At 60.7% G+C, this 21990-nt stretch carries 18 protein-coding genes, 1 rRNA gene and 1 pseudogene; 14 read left to right on the top strand and 6 right to left on the bottom strand.

The genetic code is table 11. The features are described 5' to 3' along the window. Window positions 1-9: 9 nt before the first annotated feature. The 4 genes and pseudogenes from argB to L6762_RS08350 all read left to right on the top strand — a co-directional run. On the top strand, window positions 10-1020 hold the full coding sequence (gene argB, locus L6762_RS08365; protein ID WP_237186811.1) for an acetylglutamate kinase: 1011 nt from the start codon (window positions 10-12) through the stop codon (window positions 1018-1020). A 146-nt stretch (window positions 1021-1166) separates the two neighbouring features. Then, window positions 1167-2384 (top strand): acetylornithine transaminase, encoded by a 1218-nt coding sequence (locus L6762_RS08360; protein WP_237186810.1) that lies wholly within the window; start codon window positions 1167-1169, stop codon window positions 2382-2384. A gap of 222 nt (window positions 2385-2606) precedes the next feature. Then, window positions 2607-3563, top strand: coding sequence for an ornithine carbamoyltransferase (argF, locus tag L6762_RS08355; RefSeq protein WP_237186809.1), 957 nt, complete (start codon window positions 2607-2609; stop codon window positions 3561-3563). Window positions 3564-3579: 16 nt separating this feature from the next. Next, window positions 3580-4068: pseudogene (locus L6762_RS08350) on the top strand (arginine repressor); the annotation flags it as partial. Window positions 4069-4123: 55 nt separating this feature from the next. On the opposite strand, the gene L6762_RS08345 reads toward L6762_RS08350, so the two are convergent. Beyond that, on the bottom strand, window positions 4124-4519 hold the full coding sequence (locus L6762_RS08345) for an ankyrin repeat domain-containing protein (RefSeq protein ID WP_237186807.1): 396 nt from the start codon (window positions 4517-4519) through the stop codon (window positions 4124-4126). Between the two features lie 160 nt (window positions 4520-4679). Here L6762_RS08345 and L6762_RS08340 point away from each other — a divergent pair, with 160 nt between their 5' ends. Further along, window positions 4680-6254, top strand: coding sequence for an AMP-binding protein (locus tag L6762_RS08340; protein ID WP_237186806.1), 1575 nt, complete (start codon window positions 4680-4682; stop codon window positions 6252-6254). Window positions 6255-6283: 29 nt separating this feature from the next. Here L6762_RS08340 and L6762_RS08335 read toward each other — a convergent pair whose 3' ends face one another. The 5 genes from L6762_RS08335 to L6762_RS08315 are packed head-to-tail and all read right to left on the bottom strand — an operon-like array spanning window position 6284 to window position 11811. After that, complete coding sequence (locus L6762_RS08335) at window positions 6284-7525, bottom strand: glycerate kinase (RefSeq protein WP_237186805.1); 1242 nt, start codon at window positions 7523-7525, stop codon at window positions 6284-6286. Window positions 7526-7554: 29 nt separating this feature from the next. Further along, entirely contained in the window at window positions 7555-9072 is a 1518-nt protein-coding gene (locus tag L6762_RS08330; RefSeq protein WP_237186804.1) for an SLC13 family permease, read from the bottom strand. Further along, entirely contained in the window at window positions 9072-9734 is a 663-nt protein-coding gene (locus tag L6762_RS08325) for a response regulator transcription factor (RefSeq protein WP_237186803.1), read from the bottom strand. Before L6762_RS08325 ends, L6762_RS08330 begins: the two co-directional genes overlap by 1 nt. A gap of 42 nt (window positions 9735-9776) precedes the next feature. Continuing rightward, entirely contained in the window at window positions 9777-11360 is a 1584-nt protein-coding gene (locus L6762_RS08320) for a sensor histidine kinase (protein WP_237186802.1), read from the bottom strand. Continuing rightward, window positions 11353-11811, bottom strand: coding sequence for a hypothetical protein (locus L6762_RS08315; RefSeq protein WP_237186801.1), 459 nt, complete (start codon window positions 11809-11811; stop codon window positions 11353-11355). The genes L6762_RS08320 and L6762_RS08315 overlap by 8 nt, the downstream gene beginning before the upstream one ends. Before the next feature lie 222 nt (window positions 11812-12033). Here L6762_RS08315 and L6762_RS08310 point away from each other — a divergent pair, with 222 nt between their 5' ends. The 9 genes from L6762_RS08310 to L6762_RS08270 all read left to right on the top strand — a co-directional run. After that, window positions 12034-13236: an argininosuccinate synthase gene (locus L6762_RS08310; protein ID WP_237186800.1), complete on the top strand. Its 1203-nt coding sequence runs from the start codon at window positions 12034-12036 to the stop codon at window positions 13234-13236. A gap of 119 nt (window positions 13237-13355) precedes the next feature. Continuing rightward, window positions 13356-14798: an argininosuccinate lyase gene (argH, locus tag L6762_RS08305; RefSeq protein ID WP_237186799.1), complete on the top strand. Its 1443-nt coding sequence runs from the start codon at window positions 13356-13358 to the stop codon at window positions 14796-14798. 9 nt (window positions 14799-14807) lie between these two features. Next, window positions 14808-15359 carry an adenine phosphoribosyltransferase gene (locus L6762_RS08300; RefSeq protein WP_237186798.1) on the top strand — a complete coding sequence of 184 codons (552 nt, stop codon included), beginning with the start codon at window positions 14808-14810 and terminating at the stop codon, window positions 15357-15359. Window positions 15360-16216: 857 nt separating this feature from the next. Continuing rightward, window positions 16217-16423 carry a hypothetical protein gene (locus tag L6762_RS08295; protein WP_237186797.1) on the top strand — a complete coding sequence of 69 codons (207 nt, stop codon included), beginning with the start codon at window positions 16217-16219 and terminating at the stop codon, window positions 16421-16423. Window positions 16424-16569: 146 nt separating this feature from the next. Beyond that, entirely contained in the window at window positions 16570-16824 is a 255-nt protein-coding gene (locus tag L6762_RS08290) for a type II toxin-antitoxin system Phd/YefM family antitoxin (protein ID WP_237186796.1), read from the top strand. Between the two features lie 3 nt (window positions 16825-16827). After that, entirely contained in the window at window positions 16828-17082 is a 255-nt protein-coding gene (locus L6762_RS08285; protein WP_237186795.1) for a Txe/YoeB family addiction module toxin, read from the top strand. 121 nt (window positions 17083-17203) lie between these two features. Beyond that, a complete protein-coding gene (locus tag L6762_RS08280) occupies window positions 17204-19504 on the top strand; it encodes a HelD family protein (RefSeq protein ID WP_237186794.1) in 2301 nt (766 codons plus the stop codon). Window positions 19505-19706: 202 nt separating this feature from the next. Further along, window positions 19707-21014, top strand: coding sequence for a tyrosine--tRNA ligase (tyrS, locus tag L6762_RS08275; RefSeq protein ID WP_237186793.1), 1308 nt, complete (start codon window positions 19707-19709; stop codon window positions 21012-21014). A gap of 847 nt (window positions 21015-21861) precedes the next feature. Next, window positions 21862-21990 (top strand): 16S ribosomal RNA (locus tag L6762_RS08270); the annotation flags it as partial.

Here is a 21990-nt window from a genome sequence, read left to right as displayed (position 1 = left end):
GAACACCAGATGGCAGAGCAAAAAAACGCCCACGCCCGCTTCGATACTGCCCAGCAAAAAGCGAAAACCCTGATGGAAGCCCTACCCTGGATCCAACAGTTCCGGGGCAAGATTATGGTCTTCAAATACGGGGGCAACGCCATGATTTCGGACGAGTTGCGCGCTGCCTTCGCCGAAGACATGGTCTTCTTGCGCACTATCGGTATCTGCCCCGTCGTCGTGCACGGCGGCGGCCCCCAAATCACCGCCATGCTCACCAAACTCGGCATCGAAAGCGAGTTCCGCGGCGGCCTGCGCTACACCACCCCCGAAGCCATGGACGTCGTCCGCATGGTACTCACCGGCCAGGTTGCCCGAGAGCTTGTCTCGCTGATCAACTCCCACGGACCCTTCGCTGTCGCTATGAGCGGGGAGGACGGCGGGCTGTTGCGCGCCCGCCGCATTGGCACCGTGGTGGACGGCCAAGAAGTTGACCTGGGCCTGGTGGGTGAGGTGGTCGGTGTGAATACCACCGCTATCATGTCCATGATTCAGGCCGGAAAAATCCCCGTGATTTCATCTGTTGCCCCCGAAATGCACGACCCCGAAAAGTACCCCGACCACAACCACGGTTTAGCGGGTCTTACCGGCGAAATCCTCAACGTGAATGCAGACACCGCAGCTGCAGCTGTTGCCGCTGCCCTGGGAGCCGAAAAACTCGTCGTCCTCACCGATGTGGAAGGCCTCTACGCCAACTGGCCCGACAAAGACTCCCTGATCTCATCTTTGACGGTCAGCGAACTTCGGGAGATGCTGCCCGGCCTGGTGTCCGGCATGATCCCCAAGATGAGCGCCTGCCTGCAGGCTGTAGAGCAGGGCGTCCCTAGAGCCTCCATCGTCGATGGCCGCCTGGCCCACTCGCCCCTACTTGAAATCTTTACCGACCGCGGTATCGGCACCCAGCTCACTCCCGATGATGTGGACGATACCCCCTGGCACCACCCGGCCCCAGATTTTCAGGTCAAGCCCATTACCTATTAGAAATACAGTAGCTCTGCGGCACATGCCTCTGGCCAACACCCTAAACGCCAGCCCCGAGCCAGTTGGCCGTCAGCACGTGCCGCAGAGCCCTAAATACCGCTAGCGCGAAATATCTGTTTCGCTCGCTAACCTCAACGGGAAATACCATGTCTCAAGAACAACTATTGAACAACTACAAAGATGAGCTACTCGGGGTCTTTGGCGACCCCTCCCTGGTGCTGGTCTCGGGGCAGGGCTCTCGGGTGACGGACGCCGACGGCAAGGTCTACCTGGATCTGCTCGGCGGCATAGCCGTCAATGCCCTTGGCCACGCCCATCCTGCCTGGGTACAGGCGGTCAGCGAGCAGGCCGCAACCCTAGCCCACGTCTCAAACTTCTTCACCACACCCCAGCAGATTGCTCTGGCCCACCGCCTGCTGGGCTACTTGGGAACTGAGCAGGGTCGCGTTTTCTTCTGCAACTCCGGCACCGAAGCCAACGAAGCTGCCTATAAACTTGCCCGCCGCCACGGTAACCTCCACGGCAAAGGCACCATCCTCGCCCTTGACCACGGCTTCCACGGGCGCACTATCGGGGCTCTTTCCCTCACCTGGAAGCCCGCCTACCGTGAGCCCTTCGAACCGCTCCCCACCGGCATCAAACATATTCCTGCTACCCTCGAAGCCCTCGAAGAAAATCTGACCGACGACGTCGCTGCCCTCATCGTCGAGCCCATCCAGGGGGAGGCCGGCGTCCTGCCCCTGCCCGCAGGCTACCTCACCCGCGCCCGCGAACTCACCCGCGACAAGGGCGCCCTGCTGATCGTGGACGAGGTCCAGACCGGTATGGGCCGCACCGGCCGCTGGTTCGAACACTCCCGTGAACTCACCGGCGAGAACCTGCCCGACGCCATCACCCTGGCCAAGGGCCTGGGCGGCGGCTTCCCCATCGGCGCCATGGTCGTAGTCGGCGAAGACAATGCCAGCACACTCGAAGCCGGTATGCACGGCACCACCTTCGGCGGCAACCCCCTGGCCACCGCAGCAGCAACAGCAACCCTCGAAACTATCGAAGCCGAGCACCTGCTCGATGCCGCCGCCCAGCGCGGCTCCACCTTCAGAGCCGCTATCGAAGAAGTAGCCGGCGTGGCAGAAACCAGGGGAGCGGGCCTGCTGGTTGGCATCGTCCTCACAGACGAAGCAACTGATACCGGCGCGCCCCTGGCACCTGCCTTTGTCGCCGCCGCCCGAGCAGCAGGCTTCATCGTCAACGCTCCGGACGCCCGCACCGTCCGCATCGCCCCCGCCCTCACCATTACCGACGCCGAACTGGCAGAGTTCACCGCTGCCTTCCCCACTATTCTGGCTGAGGCGCGACAGCAGTAAATGCGGATGGAAAAATGTCGGTGAACATCGCGGATGCCTTTCTGCCGACTAACCTTCTCACAGGCTCGCTAGCGCTCGCATGTGATTCATGCCAGCCCCAGCCAGTCGGCGTAAAAGGCATCCGCGATGCCTACTCTTATTCACAAACTGCATAACTATCAGTAACTGTGCATATAATGAAAGGTCAGCTGAAACGCTGCCCCCCAACCCTAGGAGAAAACCGTGGTACGCCACTTCCTCAAAGACACCGACCTCACCCCCGCCGAGCAGGCGCAGGTGCTCGATTTGGCTGCCTCCATGAAGGCGGACCGCTACGGCTACAAGCCCCTGGCGGGCCCCCAGACCGCAGCTGTCATCTTTGATAAAACCTCGACCCGCACCCGCTTCTCCTTTCACGCAGGTATCGCAGAACTCGGCGGCAACCCCCTGATTGTTAACCCCGGCGAAGCCCAGCTTGGCCATAAGGAAACCATCTCAGATACCGCCAAGGTCATCTCCCGTATGGTCTCCACTATCGTCTGGCGCACCTACGCCCAGGCGGGTCTTGAAGAGATGGCTGAGCACTCCCGCGTGCCCGTCATTAACGCCCTCTCCGACGACTACCACCCCTGCCAGATTCTCGCCGACCTGCTCACCATCCGCGAGCACAAGGGCAAGCTGGCCGACCTCACCATGGTTTACCTGGGCGATGCCGCCAACAACATGGCTAACTCCTACCTGCTCGGTGGCGCCACCGCGGGCATGCACGTTCGTATCGCGGGCCCCGAGGGCTACCTCCCCGCCGACTCCGTCGTCGCAGAAGCCCAGCAGCGAGCAGCCGAAACCGGCGGCTCCATCCTGGTCACCACCGACCCCGACCAGGCCCTAGCAGGCGCCGACGTCGTCATCACCGACACCTGGGTCTCCATGGGCCAAGAGGACGAAAAAGAAGCCCGTGCCCAGGTCTTCAAGCCCTACACCGTCAATACCGAGGCTATGAATAGGGCTGATTCCAGCGCTATCTTCCTCCACTGCCTTCCCGCCTACCGCGGCTACGAAGTCACCGCCGACGTCATCGACGGGCCAGCCTCCGTCGTCTTCGACGAAGCAGAAAACCGCCTCCACGCCCAAAAAGCCCTCATGGCCTTCCTGCTCGCCGAGTCCAACCTAGCCACCAACGTCCGCACAGCTCTCAGCTAAACCGACCAGAAAAAGAGAAGAAACAATGGCGATTCCCTCCACCAAAACCGCGCGGCAAGCCCGCATCATCGAGGTGCTCCAAACCCACCGCGTGCGCTCGCAGGCCGAACTAGCCCAGCTACTCACCGACGACGGGCTCAAAGTCACCCAGGCGACCCTCTCCCGCGACCTGGTGGAAATTGGCGCCGAGCGCGTGCGCGACGAAAAATCGGGGCTAATCTACGCCGTACCTAACCACCCCGTCCGTCGGAGCACCCAGGAAGGCCCCGACGCTCGCCTCGTTTCCCTCTTCAAAGAACTTCTTGTGACTGCCGAGGCCTCAGCCAACCTGGTCATCCTGCGTACCCCGCCGGGCGCAGCCCAGTTCCTGGCCTCAGCTATTGACCAGGCCGGGCTAGAGCCCCTGCTGGGGTCCATCGCGGGCGACGACACCGTCATGGTCATTACCCGCGACCCCAACGGCGGCGAAAAAGTAGCCGCCCTCTTCCTCGAGTGGGCGGCTTAGGCAAAGAAAAACTAAAGAACAGGGGCGGGCTACCTCGGTAGCCCGCCCCTACTTTTTAGGCGAAGAGCTTCTTCATCTCTTCAAGGTTGAAGAATTCGGCGACGTCGGCCGGGGTCTGGCTTCCCAGGGTCTCGTCGGCTCCGGCGTCCAGGAGCATGCGGGCGATGGGCAGATTGTTACGGAAGGTCGCGCAGACCAGGGCGGTCTGGCCCCGCTCGTTGAGCCGGTCAAGATCAGCGCCCTCGTTAATCAGCAGCTGAACCAGCTCCGAGTGCTCGTGGTAGGCGGCCAAAATGAGCAGGGTGTCGCCCTTTGCGTTGGTCAGGTCAACGGGTACGCCCTGGTCAAACAGGGATTTGAGGGCTACCGGCTTGTTGTCCCGTGCCAGGTCGAAGACCGAGTTGAGGAAGTCGATGTCCTGCTCGGTCAGGGTATGGTTCACATCTGTCATACTGTCACTTTCTCAGAAAGTGAGCCCCTTTAGCAACCCTGTCTAGACCAGCAAACAACTCATGCCGACCTTATTTAGAACTTTCGTTCAGAAGTGTTGACCGGGTGGGTGTGAAAGAATAGGCAGGGCCAGCTAGGCCCCGCAAGGAAAGGCTCCCTTAGTGAATATCAAGCACGACCAGCAGACCGTAGCTCCCTCTTCCCAGAATAATCTGGCTGCCCTGCTTGCTGCCCGCGCTAGCTCTGAGCGCCCGGCCCTGACCTGGGCAGGTGGGTCTTTGACCTACCAGCAGCTGGCTCAGCTGGTCGGCGCTGCCCGCACCTGGCTGGGGGAGCGGGGCCTGGTTCCCGGCGACAGGGTGGCCCTGGCCCTGCCGAACGTACCGGCCATGGTGGGCCTCTACTACGGTGCCCTATCGCTAGGGGCGGTGGTGGTGCCTATGCACCCCCTGCTGTCGGCTCGTGAGGCTGCCTATCAGGTGCAGGACGCCGGTGCCCGGCTCCTGGTTGCTGCCGCCGGTACCCGGGTGGGGCAGGAGAGCGAGCAGATTCTTGACGAGGTGGAAGGCCAGCTTACCTTTGAGGTGCTATCGCCCGATGCGATGTTTGGTGCGGACGCTCCCGCCCCGCAGCCCTGGGAGGCTCACCCGGTTGCCGCTCAGGACCCGGCCGTTATTCTCTACACTTCGGGAACCACCGGCGCCCCGAAGGGGGCGACCCTCACCCACGCCAATATGCTCTCCAATGCCCTGACCTGCGTGGATGTCTTTGGTTTCACGTCAGACGACATTATTTTCGGGGGCCTTCCCCTCTTCCATGCCTTTGGGCAGACCGTATCGATGAACGCGGTACTCGCAGCGGGCGCCGCCATTGCTCTGCTCCCGCGTTTCACCCCGGGTGGGGCAGCCCAGCTGTGTGCCACTGCCGGAGTTACGGTGTTTGCTGCAGTTCCTACCATGTACAGTGCCCTGGCTACCTATCTGGGCACCGACCCTGCTTTGACCCACCGGCTGCGGGGGCGCGTCCGCTTCGGCATATCGGGCGGGGCTGCTCTGCCCGCCTCTGTCCACGCTGATATTGAGCGCCTGGTGGCCTTCCCCATCTACGAGGGCTATGGCCTGAGCGAAACTGCACCCGTTGTGTCCTTCAACCGGGCTGAATACGGCCTGGTGATTGGTTCTGTCGGCAGGGCCCTACCCGGGGTAGACGTGAAAGTAGTCGATAGGCAGGGCCAGCCGCTGGCTACCGGTGAAGCGGGTGAACTGTGGGTTGCCGGGCCCAACGTTATGGCCGGGTACTGGGGCCGTCCCGAAGCGAGCGCTGAGGTGCTCAAGGGCCGCTGGTTTGCCACCGGCGATGTAGCCCGGCTCGATGAGGCGGGAAATATCTTTATCGTTGACCGCCTCAAAGACATGATCTTGCGTAACGGCAACAGCGTCTACCCGCGGGAAATTGAGGACGTCCTCTACACCCACCCCGCTGTCCAGCTGGCAGCCGTGGTGGGGCAGCCCTCTGAGACCGTGGGCGAAGAAATTGTGGCGGTAGTGGTGCCGCGCGAACCCCTGGACGCTTCGCAGCAGGCTGAGCTGACCGCGTCCCTCGATCAGCTGGCCCGCCGGGAACTTGCCGCCTACAAGTACCCGCGTCGCTATGTTTTCAAAGAGGAGCTACCGCTGGGGCCCACCGGCAAAATTTTGAAGCGGGTACTGGCAGAGGCCCTCACCCAGGAAGTCTAGGGGAGAGCCTCTACCGTTCGCCGGTTACCTTAGGCGGCAGTTAGCTGCGCCCGGCGGGACCGCATGGAGGCCGAAAGCGAAGCACCCAGCAGAATCATGCGGAAGGTGCGCTCTGCCGAGTCGGTCAGCAGCTCTTCACCGTTGACCAGGGCATCTTCGAGATCCATGGGCAGGGGGATAATCGAGGCGAAGGCGTCGATACCGGCATCGTGTACGCGGTAGGCCTTCTTACCGATAGAGCCAGCCAACGCGAGGACCGGGGCACCTGAACCCTGGGCGCGGGCGGCGATTTCTGCGGGAACCTTGCCCTTGGGGGTCTGGAAGTCGATAGCGCCTTCTGCGGTAACGACCAGGTCGGCGTGGCGGATTTCTTCATCAAGGTTGATGCCGGCCAGGCCGGAGTCGATAAGGGCCTCAAAGCGCGGGGTGAGTTCGGCGCCGATGAAGGCCAAACCTGCCCCCAGACCGCCGGAAGCGCCGGTGCCTGCGCCGGTGTGGAAGTCCATGTGCAGCTTGCCGTCGGTCATGGCCTCGTAGGTCTCTTCCAGCAGGTTGGCCCAGTGGGTCAGGGCCGCATCCAGCTGTTCAACCTGCTCGGGGGTTGCCCCCTTCTGGGGGCCAAAGACGCGGGCAACGCCCTTGGGGCCGGTCAAGATGTTGTGTTGGTTGAGAGCCAGGACGATGCGCACCTGGGAAAGGCGGGGGTGCAGACCGGAGTAGTCGATGGACGCAGCCTCGGTCAGGTGGGCACCGCCCAGGGGGATTTCTTCTCCGGCCTCGTTGAGAATACGGGCACCCAGTGCTGAGAGGGCACCTGCACCGCCGTCTGAGGTGCCTGAGTCGCCGCAGCCTACCAGTACGGTGTGTACGTCATCGTTATCGAGTGCCGCAGCAATGAGCTGCCCCACCCCGTAGGTGGTGGTTTCAGCGGGGTTACGCAGATCCTTAGGTACCAGGGAGAGCCCCGCTGCCGCTGCCATTTCAACGACCGCGACGCCGTCCTGGGCTCCACCGAGCAGGGCGTAGTGGGAACGAACCTGCTGGCCTACCGGGCCGGTGACCTTGGTGTGCACGAGCTTGCCGCCGGTGGAGCCAGCCAGCATCTTTGCGGTGCCCTCGCCGCCGTCGGGAATCGGCATGGTCACGGTGTTGACGCCGGGAATGACGCGGCGGATACCGGATGCAATGGCGTCCGCTACAACATCAGCTTCGAGAGAGCCCTTGAAGCCGGAAGGGGCGATCAGAATACGCTGGGGAATGGACATGGTCATGGTGTTTCTCCTTGTAAAGGTGTGGTGATTTAGAGGTAGAGGGGCAGGCCCAGGGCCGGCCAGATGAAGAAGGCGAAGCCGGCAATGAGCGCTGCGTGCAGCGGGGCCAGCCAGGCCGAAAGCTTGAGAAGGTCGGACGGGGTGTAGGTGGGTTTCCCGTCGATGGAGGCAAAGAGGGCTACCGGTTTAGCGCTGGATGTCAGCGTGTGGCAGAAGCCGGCGGCTGCGGTTGAGATGAAGGCGGCTGCTACCGGGTTGACCCCCAGGGGAATCGCGGCGGTGATAATCAGGGGAACCAGAACGGCCGAGCGGGCTGAGCGGGACTGAATCACCAGGTGGGCCACCGTCGAGAGGGCGATGACGAGAAGCACGAAGGCTGCCGCGCCGCTGCGTCCTAGCCCTGAAACCGGGGCGAAGATTGACTCTGCCAGCCAGGTCGCTGCCCCCGACTCCGAGAGAGCGGTACCAATGGCCAGGGTCGTGGCCATGAAGATGAGCATGGGCCAGGGGGCCTTCTTGAGGGCGGCAGCCAGCTTGACGGATCCGAAGCCAGGGGCACTAGCGGCCAGTGCGCCGAGCACGGCCACAATCACCGGGTCTACCTCGTGGAAGGACTCCGTGCACCAGAGCAGGATTGCAAGGCCGAGTACCAGGGCGATATTTTTCTCTGGCTGGGTAAGTGCGCCACGTACGGGGGTGGAATCTTCGGTTTCAAAGTCTGCCAGGTCGATGTGCAGTTTTGCCGGAGCGTCGTCGCGGGTGGGGAAGAGCGCGAAGACCAGTTCGGTGACCAGAAGCGAGGCAAGCAGACCCAGGCCTGAGCCCAGAACCATCCATTCAAGGAAGCCGATGGTTTCTAGCCCGTAGGCCACCAGGATTTCGGCGGTGACCAGGTGGGCACCTGCACCGATAAACGAGGCAACCGCTGAGACCAGGATGGTGGAGGGCGCTAGGATTCCCAGGGCCTTGACCAGCTTGGGGCGGTCGGGCATAGCTTCTGCCATGGCCAGGTAGATGGGCAGGGCAAGGGCTGCTCGGCCTGAAGGTGAGGGGACCAGGTAGACGGTCAGAAAGAGGGCTAGGTTGTAGAGGTGGGCGAGCTGACGCGGGGTGCGGGCCAGTGCTACGAGCCGGGCGGTGAGACGGCGGGTGAGACCTGAGGCGGTCAGCGCTTGGGCCATCACCACAGCGGCCACCAGCAGCCAGACAGCCGAGGTACCCAGTGAGGCGGTGAACTGGTCGGTGCTGATGATGCCGGTGAGCACCAGAGCTACCGCAGCTGCGAGTGAGACGTAGGTGTCTGACAGCGGGCTGAACACCCAGGCCCAGATCGCCAGAATAAAGATGGTGAGGGTGAGGGCCCCTTCGAGGGAGAGCTCTTCTGAGGTGACTCCGGTCAGGGCTGTGCCCGCAATCAGGAGCACCGCCAGGAAGAAGGAGATAAGCACCTTGACGGTGATGAAGCTGGGGGCCTGTACCGGTAGCGGCGCGGTGTGGGTCGGCGGCTCCTGCGCCGGGGTGGAGGTTGAGGTGTAGAGAAGTTTCATTAGACGAACCTGTAGCCTGCCCCGCGTACGGTTGCGATGTAGTCGTCGCCGATTTTCTTGCGAAGGGCGCGAATGTAGACGTCAACGATGTTGGAGTTGGGGTCGAAGTCCATACCCCACACCTGCCCCAGGAGCTGCTCTCGGGAGAGCACCTGGTTCTTGTGGCGCATGAAGGTCTCTAGCAGGGCAAACTCGCGGCTGGTGAGCTCGGTGCTGGCTCCTGAGACGGTGATCTGGCGGGTGAGCACATTGAGGACGAGGTCGCGGTGGGTGAGGGTGGATGCGCTGCTTTCTTCGCGGTTGGTATCGAGCAGGCGCAGGCGGATGCGGGCCAGTAGCTCGGCAAACTGGAAGGGCTTGGTCATGTAGTCATTAGCGCCGTTTTCGAGCCCTTCGAGGGTGTCTGAGACGGAGTCGCGGGCGGTGAGCATGATGATGGGGGTGGTGATGCCGTCGGCGCGTAGGGCCTTCATGATGGTGAATCCGTCCATGCCGGGTAGGCCTACATCGAGGATGATGAGATCGAAGTCGCTGACCTTGGCCAGGGCGTAGGCTGAGCGGCCTTCGTCGATGAGGGTTGAGGTGTAGCCGGCTGATTTGAGGCCCTTGACGATGAAGGACGAGATACGCGGGTCATCTTCAACGATGAGGATATGGCTCATGGCGGTGCTTCTTTCGACGTGTTTGGGTGTGTGGGTGAGGGGTTAGCGGGTCCAGCTGGGGTAGCGGGTGACGGTGACGGGGGTATCTGCCGGGGTGCTGTCGTCCTGGCCCTGGTCGGGGTCGGTGGGCGCTGGCAGGGTGATGCCGAAGATCGCGCCGATGCCGTCGTCCGGCTGGGCGATCCAGACGGAGCCCTCGTGGGCTTCTGCGATGGAGCGGACGATGGCCAGTCCCAGGCCTGCCCCGACCGAGTGCTTTTTGGCGGTGGCGGGGTTTTTGGCGTTGTTGCGCTTGAATCGTTCGAAGAGGGTTGCGGCGTCTTCTTCGCTGACGCCGGGGCCCTGATCTCGTACCCAGAGCTTGAGCTCGCGGTGGGAACCTGCTCCCTCAAAGGCTGAGCCGATAGAGATGGTGGTTCCTTCGGGGGAGTACTGGGCTGCGTTGGCGCAGAGCTGGACGAGAGCCTGGGTGATGCGCTGTTCATCCAGGTCAACTTCACCTTCTGCGATGTCGGCCATCATCCAGCGGTGGTCGGTAAAGGCCTGTACCTTCGAGTCGAGGGTAATCATCAGGTCGGCGACGTCTACCGGGTGCGGTGAGACAAAGTCAGGACGCTCGGACTTGGCGAGGGTGAGCAGATCGGCGACGATACGACCCATGCGTTCTAGCTCATCGTCGACCAGCTGCAGGGTCTGATCCTGTTCCTCGGTGCGGTCCATGAGCTCAAGGTGACCGCGCACGATGGTGATGGGGGTGCGCAGCTCGTGGCTCACGTCGTCCATAAACTGGCGTTCAATCATGGCTGACTCCTCCAATCTATCTAGCATCTGGTTAAAGGTGTGGCCCATAGCTGCCACGTCGTCGTCGCCCTTGACGGCGACTCGTCCTGAAAAGTTTTTGTCGTTGATTTCTTGGGCGACGGTGCGCAGGCTCCGAATCGGTTTGGTGATACGGCCCGCGACCAGCCACGCGATGACTACGGTGGCAGCTAGCCCGCCCAGCCCCACCCAAATCATGGTGACGATGGTGTGCTGCACCGCATCGAGCTCAGGCTGGATATATTCCACAACGATGAGGTGCCCGGTCTGGGTTCCATCGTCGGTGTTGAGGCTGACCTCGACCTTGCCCCAGTGCACCGGGCCTGCCGGGGTTTGCTCGATTCCCGACGTCCTCTCATACCCGGTGATGAGGGCAAGGAGGTCCTGATCCTGGTGCAGCCTGTAGCCGGTTTCTTCGGCGTAGTCCTGCTGCTCATCGATAATGATGACCTGGTTGCTGGTAACGCCAATGAGCTGCTCAGCGTAGCCGGTGAACTGGCGGGACACAAAGGCTGTGAGCAACTGGTCCAGGTCTTCGAAGGGGGCAGCGGTGGTGGGGTCTACACCGAGTTCAGCAAACGTGCGGAACTCTGAAATTTCGCTTTCGGTACTTGCTGCGGCGTTGGCGCCGACCTCGCTGATGAGGATCTCACGAACCGTGAAGATGAGGCCGGTGATGATAAAGGCGGTCACCAAAACCATCCATGCGACAATGCGAAGTCGTACCGACCCTGTGCGTTGGTTGTTCAGGCGGGAAGAGTCGCTAGAACGCCGCTTGGCCCACAGCTTGGTGAGAGGGTTAGTCATCGTCGCCATCGTCATCGACCTCGTAGTCATCATCAAAGTCATCGTCGTCGGCAGGTGCGGGGGCGGGTGCCGGTGCCTGTTCTACCACGACGGGAGCCGGTGCAGGTGCGGGAGCCTGCTCGACTACAACAGGGGCAGGGGCCTGCTCAACCACTGCGGGGGCCGGGGCTTCAACAACAGCCGGCGCCTGCTCGGCGGGGGCTTCTTCAACCGGGGCTGCTTCCTCAGCCGCTGGCTCTTCGGTGGGCTCAGGGCTGGGGCTCTCGCTGCTAGCTGACGGCGAGGGGGTTGCAGAGGCGGACGCTGACGAGCTGGGGGAGGTGGTGCGGTCGAGGACGATGGGGTCTACCTCGTCACCGAGCTGGCCGCGGAAGCTCATCAGTAGAGCGAGAGCGGCGACCATTCCAACAGCTGCTAGGAGCAGGATTCCGAACATGTATTTCTTGAGCATGTTTCTAGTGTGTCAGTCGTCTTTAAAAGTTCTGTGAGTATTCCATTAAGGTTTTTTCATTTTGGGGTGCGCGTTTCTCTTGCCGGTTTTGTAACGGCGCGCGATGATAGTAGCGCGTATCACTGGCCGATACGTTTTGCATAATTATGTCTGAGTGTGCATAATTATTTATAGAACCTGCGGGGACCTCCCGCCCCTGAATGTAATATCTCAAGGAGCACCATGAAAGAGCGCATCGTCCTGGCCTACTCAGGCGGTCTAGATACCTCAGTTGCCATCGGCTGGATCGGCGAAGCAACCGGCGCAGAAGTTATTGCCGTTGCCGTTGACGTAGGGCAGGGCGGCGAGGATCTTGAGACTATCCGCCAGCGCGCCCTCGACTGCGGTGCCGTTGAAGCCTATGTGGCGGATGCCCGCGATGAATTCGCCAATGAGTACTGCATGCCGGCTCTCAAGGCCAATGCCCTCTACATGGACGCCTACCCCCTGGTATCGGCTGTTTCCCGCCCCGTCATCACCAAGCACCTGGTAGCAGCAGCCAAGCAGTTCGGCGCCACCACCGTTGCCCACGGTTGCACCGGTAAGGGCAACGACCAGGTCCGCTTTGAAGTGGGCATCCAGACCCTGGGCCCCGAACTCAAGTGCATCGCCCCCGTGCGTGACCTGGCCCTGACCCGCGAGAAGGCCATCGACTACGCAGAAAAGAACAACCTGCCGATCGTCACCACCAAGAAGAACCCCTTCTCCATCGACCAGAACGTCTGGGGTCGCGCCGTTGAGACCGGCTTCCTCGAAGACATCTGGAACGGCCCCACCAAGGACGTCTACGACTACACCGATGACCCCACCTTCGCCCCCACCCCCGACACCGTCGTCATCTCCTTCAAGGAAGGCGTCCCCGTTGCCATCGACGGCCAGGCAGTCACCCCGCTTGAAGCTATCGAGATTATGAACCGCCGCGCAGGTGCCCAGGGCATCGGCCGCATCGACATCGTCGAAGACCGCCTGGTTGGCATTAAGTCCCGCGAAATCTACGAGGCTCCCGGCGCTATGGCCCTCATGGCTGCCCACAAGGAACTCGAAAACGTCACCATCGAGCGCGAGCAGGCCCGCTTCAAGAAGATTGTCGGCCAGCGCTGGACCGAACTGGTCTACGACGGCCAGTGGTTCTCACCGCTGAAGAAGTCCCTGGACGCCTTCATCAACGACACCCAGAAGATGGTCAACGGCGATATCCGCATGGACCTGCACGGTGGCCGCGCCGTTGTCACCGGCCGTAAGTCAGAGACCTCCCTCTACGACTTCAACCTGGCCACCTACGACGAGGGTGACACCTTCGACCAGTCCATGGCCCGCGGCTTCATTGAGCTGTTCGGTATGTCCTCCAAGGTCGCTTCAGCCCGCGACCAGCGCCTGGGTCTCTAAACCTCGCCCAGCCCGTGCCGCCCAACCCCGCGCGTCCTTACCCTGCTCAAGGGCGAGGACGCCGGCGGGCGGCTTTGCCGTACCCCGCACGATTTTCCCAACCCCGCAAAGGTAAAACTATGTCAGCTGAAAAGCACGGTACCAACGACGGCGCCCTCTGGGGCGGACGCTTCGCAGGCGGCCCCTCTGAGGCTCTTGCCGCCCTGTCGAAGTCAACCCAGTTCGACTGGCGTCTAGCGCCCTACGATATTGCAGGCTCCCGCGCCCACGCCCGTGTGCTGGCTAAGGCCGGTCTGCTCACCGACGACGAACTGGCCGGCATGATTGCAGCCCTCGACCAGCTTGAAGCCGACGTCCGTTCTGGCGCCTACACCCCGGCGGAGTCGGACGAGGACGTCCACGGTTCCCTCGAAAAGGGCCTCATCGAACGTGCCGGGGCCGAACTGGGCGGTAAGCTGCGTGCTGGCCGCTCCCGCAACGACCAGATTGCCACCTTGGGCCGCATGTACCTGCGCGATCACGCCTCCATTATTGCCACCGGCGTCATGGACACCATCGATGCCCTCATTGCCCAGTCCGAGGCCCACCCCTACGCCCCCATGCCCGGCCGCACCCACCTGCAGCACGCCCAGCCCGTCCTGCTCTCCCACCAGCTCCTGGCCCACGCCTGGGCGCTCTCTCGCGACCTTGACCGCCTGCTGGACTGGGACAAGCGCGCCGCCGTATCACCCTACGGCTCCGGGGCGCTCGCGGGCTCTTCCCTGGGGCTGGACCCCGAAGCCGTAGCAGCTGATCTGGGCTTCAACTCCGCAACCCACAACTCCATCGACGGCACCGCCTCCCGCGATGTCTACGCCGAGTTCGCCTGGATCGCCGCCATGATTTCGGTAGACCTCTCCCGTATCTCTGAAGAGATTATTCTCTGGGCCACCAAGGAATTCTCCTTCGTAACCCTGCACGACTCCTTCTCCACCGGCTCATCGATTATGCCGCAGAAGAAGAACCCCGATATCGCTGAGCTTGCCCGCGGTAAGGCCGGCCGCCTGATCGGTGACCTCACCGGCCTGCTTGCAACCCTGAAGGCCCTGCCCCTGGCCTACAACCGCGACCTGCAGGAAGATAAGGAACCGGTCTTTGATGCCATCGACCAGCTTGAAGTTCTGTTGCCCGCTGTCTCCGGCATGATTGCCACCCTCACCTTCAACACCGACCGTCTGGCTGAGCTGGCTCCCCAGGGCTTTGCCCTGGCGACGGACGTTGCCGAGTGGCTGGTGCGCGAGGGCGTGCCCTTCCGCGTGGCCCACGAACTGGCCGGTGAAGCTGTGCGTGTCTGCGAAGAAAAGGACTGCGAGCTGTGGGACCTGACCGACGAGGACTATCTGGCTATCTCACCTGCCCTGCACGCGGGCGTCCGCGAAGTGCTCACCGTTGAGGGGTCTTTGAACTCCCGCAGCGCCCAGGGCGGCACCGCCCCGTCCGCTGTTGCCGCCCAGCTGGAAGCACTCAAGAGTGAGCTAGAACCTGCGCGTGCTTTCGCGGCCCGCCCCCAGGTCATCAGCTAGGCTAAAAGCATGATTAAGCCCGTTGATTCTTCCCTGCCCCTTGAGGAGCAGATTCCCGCTGCCTGCGCCCAGATTCAGGATTACCCCAAGGAGGGCATCCTTTTTTACGACGTCACCACCCTGTTCGCTAACCCGCAGGTGTTCCGGGCGTCGATGGAGGAGCTGGCCCGCCGTTTTGAGGGGCAGTTCGATATTGTGGCTGGTGTTGAGGCTCGTGGCTTTTTGATGGCTTCGGCTATCGCCTATATTGCCGGTACCGGCGTCATGACCGTGCGTAAGGCAGGTAAGCTGCCGCGCGATACCTACATGAAGGAATACTCCCTCGAATACGGCCAGGCCGCGATTGAGATTCACAAGGACGACATCCCGGCAGGTTCCCGTGTGCTGATTGTGGATGACCTTCTGGCTACCGGCGGCACCCTTGAGGCGGCCACCCACCTGATGGAAATGGCTGACCTGAAGGTCGCCGGCATTGGCGTGCTCCTGGAGCTTGAGGGCCTGGGCGGACGCGAAATCCTGGCTGGCCACCGCCTGGAGGCTCTGTCTCTGGTCGCTGAGTAGGTCTTCTACACATAAAATTTTGTAACTTGAAGCCCAACAACGGTGCGTACGTACTGTTGTTGGGCTTTTGAGTAAGCTGGTGATATCACTATTACCGCACACACTACGAGGTCATGATGCGCCGTAAACTTTTTGTTTCCTGCACTACTGTTGCTCTGCTTGGTCTGGTTGCCTGCGGCTCTAACGCTCATCAGGCTGAATCTATCGAATCACCAACTACTGAGGCGACCAACTCAGCAAGTGCATCGGCTTCTCCATCTTCTGCATCCACTGTAGCTACCAGTTCAGCTAGTGCCTCCAGCGCCGAAACTGCTTCATCGGAGCCTTCTCCTGAAGTGACTAGCGAAGCAGCTGTTGCTTTAGCCGCACCGGGCACAGATTGCGGTCTTGCCCAGTCAACCGGAGTTCAAAGCCATATCTATGTCTTTGGTGGCCAAGTCAGCTGTGATGAGGCCGTTGACGTTATGCAATCCTTCCTGCCCTCGATGACAGACGGTTCTGCAGGGCAGGCCCCTGCACAGGTAGCTTTGGGTAACTACACCTGCTTAGAAAGTGGTAGCTCGAGCCGCACAACGGGTGCTTACGCTACTTGTACTAACCCTGTGAACAGCGCATACATCCAACTGCGTTCAGGCATTGCCCCTATCCCGGGGCCGGTAGCTGATACTGCGCAATACTATTCCACGGTTGCTCAGAGTACCTATGACTACGGTTTTGCTCCGGCTGGTGCGTCGACGGGAACCTTCGGTTGCGGTATCACTATGGGAGGTCTCGGCGTAGTATGCGAGACCGCTCAGACCAATGGGGCCGTTGCCGGCAATCCTATCGGTGGTTATGTCAAAACCTGGAAGGTTACCATGAACCCGAGCGCTGGCGTGGTTGTTGAGGAAGGCGGCCTGCAGGGGCCGAGTGAGACAACGTCTCAAAGCACCGCGCTTGATGTTGGCACCGTTATTAACTTCAACGGTGTTTCCTGCCAGGCTGTTTCTGCCGATTCCATCAAATGCATTGGCACTGACGGCGCAGGTTTCACGATTTCACCTGACGGCGTGACCCAGCCCTAGCGGCGTTTGAGCGGACGCCCGTCCTTCCCAAGCAGGGGAGAGGCGGGCGTCCGCTTCGTTCTGGAATGGGCTGCGTTGTTCTCTCGGGGACTATCCAAGAAAAACCACCAGTCGTACAATTGGTTGTACAAGAAAGGCTGTGTGGAATGAAAACAATGACCTATTCAGAATCTCGGGCTCGGTACGCAGAGGTCATGGATTCTGTTATCAACGACCGCGAAGAAGTCATCATCACTAGAGTGGGGCACGACCCCGTCGTCATGCTATCGCTCGAAGACTACGAGTCCCTCAAAGAAGCCGCCTACCTCATGCGCTCCCCCCGGAACGCTCGTCGAATCTCTGAATCAATCGCGCGGCTGAAAGCTGGTCTGGGGGAAGAGCACCAGCTGATCGAAGAGTAAGCCATGAAAATCGTGTGGGATGAAAACGCCTGGGAAGACTACCTCTGGTGGCAGCAGCAGGACCGCAAAGTCCTCAAACGCATTAACACTCTGATCAAAGATATTGCCCGCAACGGGCACGAGGGTATCGGCAAACCCGAGGCCCTTAAACACGACTGGTCAGGGTTCTGGTCGCGGCGGATTACAGACGAACACAGACTCATTTATGCGATAACAGATACGTCAATCTTGATTGCCGCCTGCAGATACCACTACTGATAGGCAGCGATTGAAAGTCTGGGCGCCCTGCCCCGCCGAGCTGCCGCGGGCGTCCTTTCTTTTTGCTCGGGTGTACGGGTAGAATGGAGGGCTTGAATTTTCCGCGATGAAGGGTTCCCTCTTGACCGAGAACACAACCGCAACCGGTGAGCAGACTGCCGCTGAAAAAGCCTACGAGGCTCAGCTGGCAGGTGAACGAGCCTACGTGGGCAGGCTGTACGCCCGCCTCGATGAGCTCCGAGAGATTAACGAGAAAAAGCTCAAGAGCACCCGCAAGAACCAGGCTGTTGGCAGCCACCAGAACCGTTCAGAGCGTGACGCCTACGCCCAGCATTATGAAGACCGCCTGGCCCAGTACAACGCTGTCGACCACCGCCTGGCTTTTGGCCGTCTTGACCTTGACGACGAGGCTATCCGCTATATCGGCCGTATCGGCCTGGCAACCGAAGACCACGAGCGCCTGCTCATTGACTGGCGCGCCCCCGAAGCGGGTACCTTCTACCAGGCCACCGCTTTCAACCGTCAGGGTGTGCGCCGCCGCCGCCACCTGATGCTAGAACGCCGTGAAGTCACCGGCTTCGAAGATGACGTGCTCGACTCAACTCTGCTTGAGGAGGGCGATGAGAACCTGCACGGTGAGGGTGCCCTGCTGGCGGCCCTGAACCGCAAGCGCACCGGCCGTATGGGCGATATCGTGGCGACAATTCAGGCAGAGCAGGACGCCATTATCCGCGCCGACCTGGCAGGCGTCCGCGTTGTGCAGGGTGGCCCCGGTACCGGTAAAACCGCCGTTGCCCTGCACCGTGCTGCCTACCTGCTCTATACCTTCCGCGAGCGTCTCAATAACGCTGGTGTTCTGGTGGTCGGCCCCTCTGCTTCCTTCATGTGGTACATCGAGCGTGTGCTGCCCTCCCTGGGCGAGACCGGCGTGGTGATGTCGTCCTTAGCTACCCTGTACCCCGGTATTAAGGCTGTACCCGAAACCGATCCCGCGGTTGCCCAGATTAAGGGCGACCTGCGCATGGCCGAGGTCATTAAAAGGGCTGTGGCCGACCGTCAGAAGGTACCGGCCAAGCCCGTGAAGATGTACGTGGATTCCACCGCCATCGAGATGACCCCCGGCATGGTCAAGCACGCCCGTGCAACCGCCCGCTCCACCGGCAAGCCCCACAACGAGGCCCGCGAAACCTTTGTGAAGGTGCTCCTGAAAGAGCTCACTACCCAGCTCAACGAAAAGCTGGATGCCGCCGCAGGCCACGCGGTTGACCGCCCCTACCTCGAAGACGATGTCCGCGGGTCCCTGGACGTCCGCCGAGCTATCAACCTCGCCTGGATGCCCCTGTCACCCGAGACCCTGGTGCGCTCGCTGTTTTCCAAGCCGGAGTACCTCCACAGCGCGACCGCCGGCGTCCTGACCGATACCGAACGCGACGCCCTGGCCCGCCCAGCGAACCTGCCCTTTACCGAGTCCGATGTACCCCTGCTTGATGAGGCAGCTGAGCTGCTCGGTGATTTTTCCAAGGTCGCTGGTGCCGGGGCTGCTGCCCGCGCTGAGGCTGCCCACCAGGCTAACCTCGAAAATGCGCGTAAGGCTCTGGAGAACGTGGACCAGCAGCTGGCCGATATGGGTGTCGATGGTGTGGTCACCGCCGAGCAGATTGCCGAGCTGAACGAGGAACGCGGCGAGCATATGACCGCCGCCCGCGCCGCGCAGGCCGACCGTACCTGGGCCTACGGGCACGTGGTGGTCGATGAGGCCCAGGAGCTTTCCCCCATGCAGTGGCGCCTGCTCATGCGCCGCTGCCCCATGAAGTCCTTCACGATTGTCGGCGACATTGCGCAGGCTTCATCGGCTGCTGCTTCCCAGTCCTGGGCGCAAGCTCTGGAACCCTTCGTGGGGGAGCGCTTTACCCTGGACGAGCTGACCGTTAACTACCGCACCCCCGCCCAGATTTCGGACACCGCCGTTGCGGTTGCCCGCGCTGCCGGCCTGGAGATTTCAGCCCCCCGCGCCGTGCGCGAGGGTAACTGGGCACCGACCGCTCGTATCGTGGGTGAGGACGGCCTCTACCCGGCTGTGGTGAGTACCGTCAGCAATGAGCTGGAGCAGGGCGCCGGTGGCTTGATTGGCGTGATTGTCAGTGAAGAGCGCTACCGCGAGACTGCCCTGGCGATCGCTGCCGAGCACAAGGGTAAGCTGGGCACCTCAGCCTCAGCCCTGGAGCACCAGGTACTCATTCTGACCCCGTGGGAGGCCAAGGGCCTGGAGTTCGACACCGTGATTATCGTTGAGCCCGCCGACCTGGTGCGCGCTGCTAACGGTTCAGTTGGTGACCTTTACGTTTCCATGACCCGCCCCACCCAGCGCCTTCACCTGCTGGCCTCGCGTGAGCTACCGGCTGGTCTTGTCCCTACAGAGTAGCCTTCTTTTGGTTTCTGAATGAGAGGACGCCGCTGCCTCCTTCCCTGCCGTTGAGCAGGGGAGTGGGGTGGCGGCGTCCTTTTTCTATCTCTCAATCAGAGAACACCGCAGCTGTCCGAAGCCTGCCTGGGCGGTGAACTGGTACCGTGGTAGCAGGTGGCTTTGCCACTGCTTTTTGTTCATTACTAACCATGGAGTAACCGTGTCTGAAGAGACTCTTGCAGCTCAGCACAACGATGATTCCTTCGAGAATATCTGGCAGGAATTGAAGTGGCGTGGATTTGTGCACGTCAGCACCGACGAAGAAGCCCTTGAGAAGGCGCTGGCTGAAGAGACCGTGAACTTCTATATCGGTTACGACCCCACAGCGGCTTCCCTGCACCTGGGGCACCTGGTGCAGCTGCTGCTGATGCGTCGCCTGCAGCTGGCTGGTCACCGCCCCTTCGGCCTGGTCGGTGGAGCTACCGGTTTGATTGGTGACCCCCGTCAGACCTCTGAGCGCGTCCTCAACTCCCGCGATGTGGTGGAGGGCTGGGTAAGCCGTCTGCGCGGCCAGATTGAGCGCTTCCTATCTTTTGAGGGTGAGAACGGCGCCCAGATGGTTAACAACCTGGACTGGACCAGCGAGCTATCTGCTATCGATTTTCTGCGTGAAATCGGTAAGAACTTCCGCGTGGGCACCATGATTAAAAAAGAGATCGTGGCTAAGCGTCTGAACTCTGAAGAGGGTATCTCTTACACCGAGTTCTCCTACCAGATTCTGCAGGGGAATGACTTCCTCGAATTGAACCGCCGCCACAATGTCACCTTGCAGTGCGGTGGCTCCGATCAGTGGGGCAACCTGACCAGTGGCACCGAGCTGGTTCGTAAGGTCACCGGTAAGTCTGTTCATGCTCTGGGTACTCCGCTCATTACCAATTCGGATGGCACCAAGTTCGGTAAGTCTGAGGGCAACGCTATCTGGCTGGACCCCGAGATGTGCTCACCCTACGCTTTTTACCAGTTCTGGCTGAACACTGCCGATGCTGACGTAGCTGACCGTCTCAAGGTCTTCACCTTCAAGACCCGCGACGAGATCGCTGCCCTGCAGAAGTCGGTTGAAGAAGAGCCCTTCAAGCGCCTAGCCCAGAAGACCCTGGCCTACGAGGTGACCTCTCTGGTACACGGTGTTGAGGCTACCGAGAAGGTAATCGCTGCTTCTGAGGCTCTCTTCGGCAAGGGCGATTTCGCTGCCCTGGACGAGGCAACCCTCAAGGCCGCTACCGCAGAGCTGCCCCATGCGGTACTTTCAGCTGATCAGCTCGACATGGTGTCTGTGCTGACCGAAACCGGCCTTTCTGCTTCTAAGTCCGAGGCCCGCCGCACCCTCAAGGAAGGCGGCGCAGCAATCAACAACGTCAAGGTACAGGGCGAGGACGCCGCCCTCACCGAATCTGACCTGCTTCTCGGCAAGTACGCGGTAGTTCGCCGCGGCAAGAAGAACATGGCAGTTGTTGAGGTTGCCCAGTAAGTTCTTCTCTTGAGTGAGGACGCCCGCCCCACCTCTTCTCCCTAGACCGGGGAGGGAACGGGGCGGGTTTTGCTATTTCTGCTGGTCAGAGCAGTAAAAGTGGGGGAAGGTGGAGTTTGCACGGGGTGAGACCCGGTGGAGCTGGAAAATTTTTTGAAAATATTTTTGAGAAAATTTAACCCGCTGTTTACTAGGGGAAATATCTTCGTTTGGGTGGGTTTAGGTGGTGTTTTGAGGGAAAAAGAGCCTCGTTGGGGTTGCATGCTCCAAAAAACCTGCGTAAAGTATAACGAGTCGCTGAGGCACGGGGAACCGGCCGAAAGTGAAAAATAATCGAATAGTGCACCACAAGTTGAGTCGATATAAGACTCCCAGGGAAAGTTGATTGAACTGGTTTTCGGGTTTGAAGCTAAGGCTTTGAAGTAAAGAAAAGAGCTTGTGGCTATCGTCACGCTCTAGCGAGTTGCGATGATGGAAAAAGCATTATAGACTGAATGAGTTACCCAAACGGGTAACACAAAAACTGAGAATGACCGATACGAAACACCGGCCAACATCTGGCTAGGGTTGAGAATGCGGTTTGTTGCTTGAAAACTCAATAGCGTACCAATGTTATAAATAACATTCTTATCGTCCATCATCACAATACCAAGACCACAACGGTTCTGGAGTGATATGGAAATTGAACTGATACCAAATATTTATATAACAATGTGAGAAACCAACGGTTTCTTACAGAATTTGATAATCAATTGGTTTCAGATTCGTCAGCTCGAACCACACCACCCCGTGGTGAATGGTTCGCTAACAATCAGAGACCAGGATCATCAACTACTTCATTATTTTTCTAACGGAGAGTTTGATTCTGGCTCAGGACGAACGCTGGCGGCGTGCTTAACACATGCAAGTCGAACGATGAAGCCCAGCTTGCTGGGTGGATTAGTGGCGAACGGGTGAGTAATACGTGAGTAACCTG

Origin of the sequence: Rothia nasimurium (assembly GCF_928381705.1) — a bacterium.
In the GTDB taxonomy this organism is placed as follows: Bacteria; Actinomycetota; Actinomycetes; order Actinomycetales; family Micrococcaceae; genus Rothia; species Rothia nasimurium_G.
The sequence above is the reverse complement of the archived record's forward strand: the minus strand, read 5'-3'. Positions and strand labels throughout refer to the sequence as shown.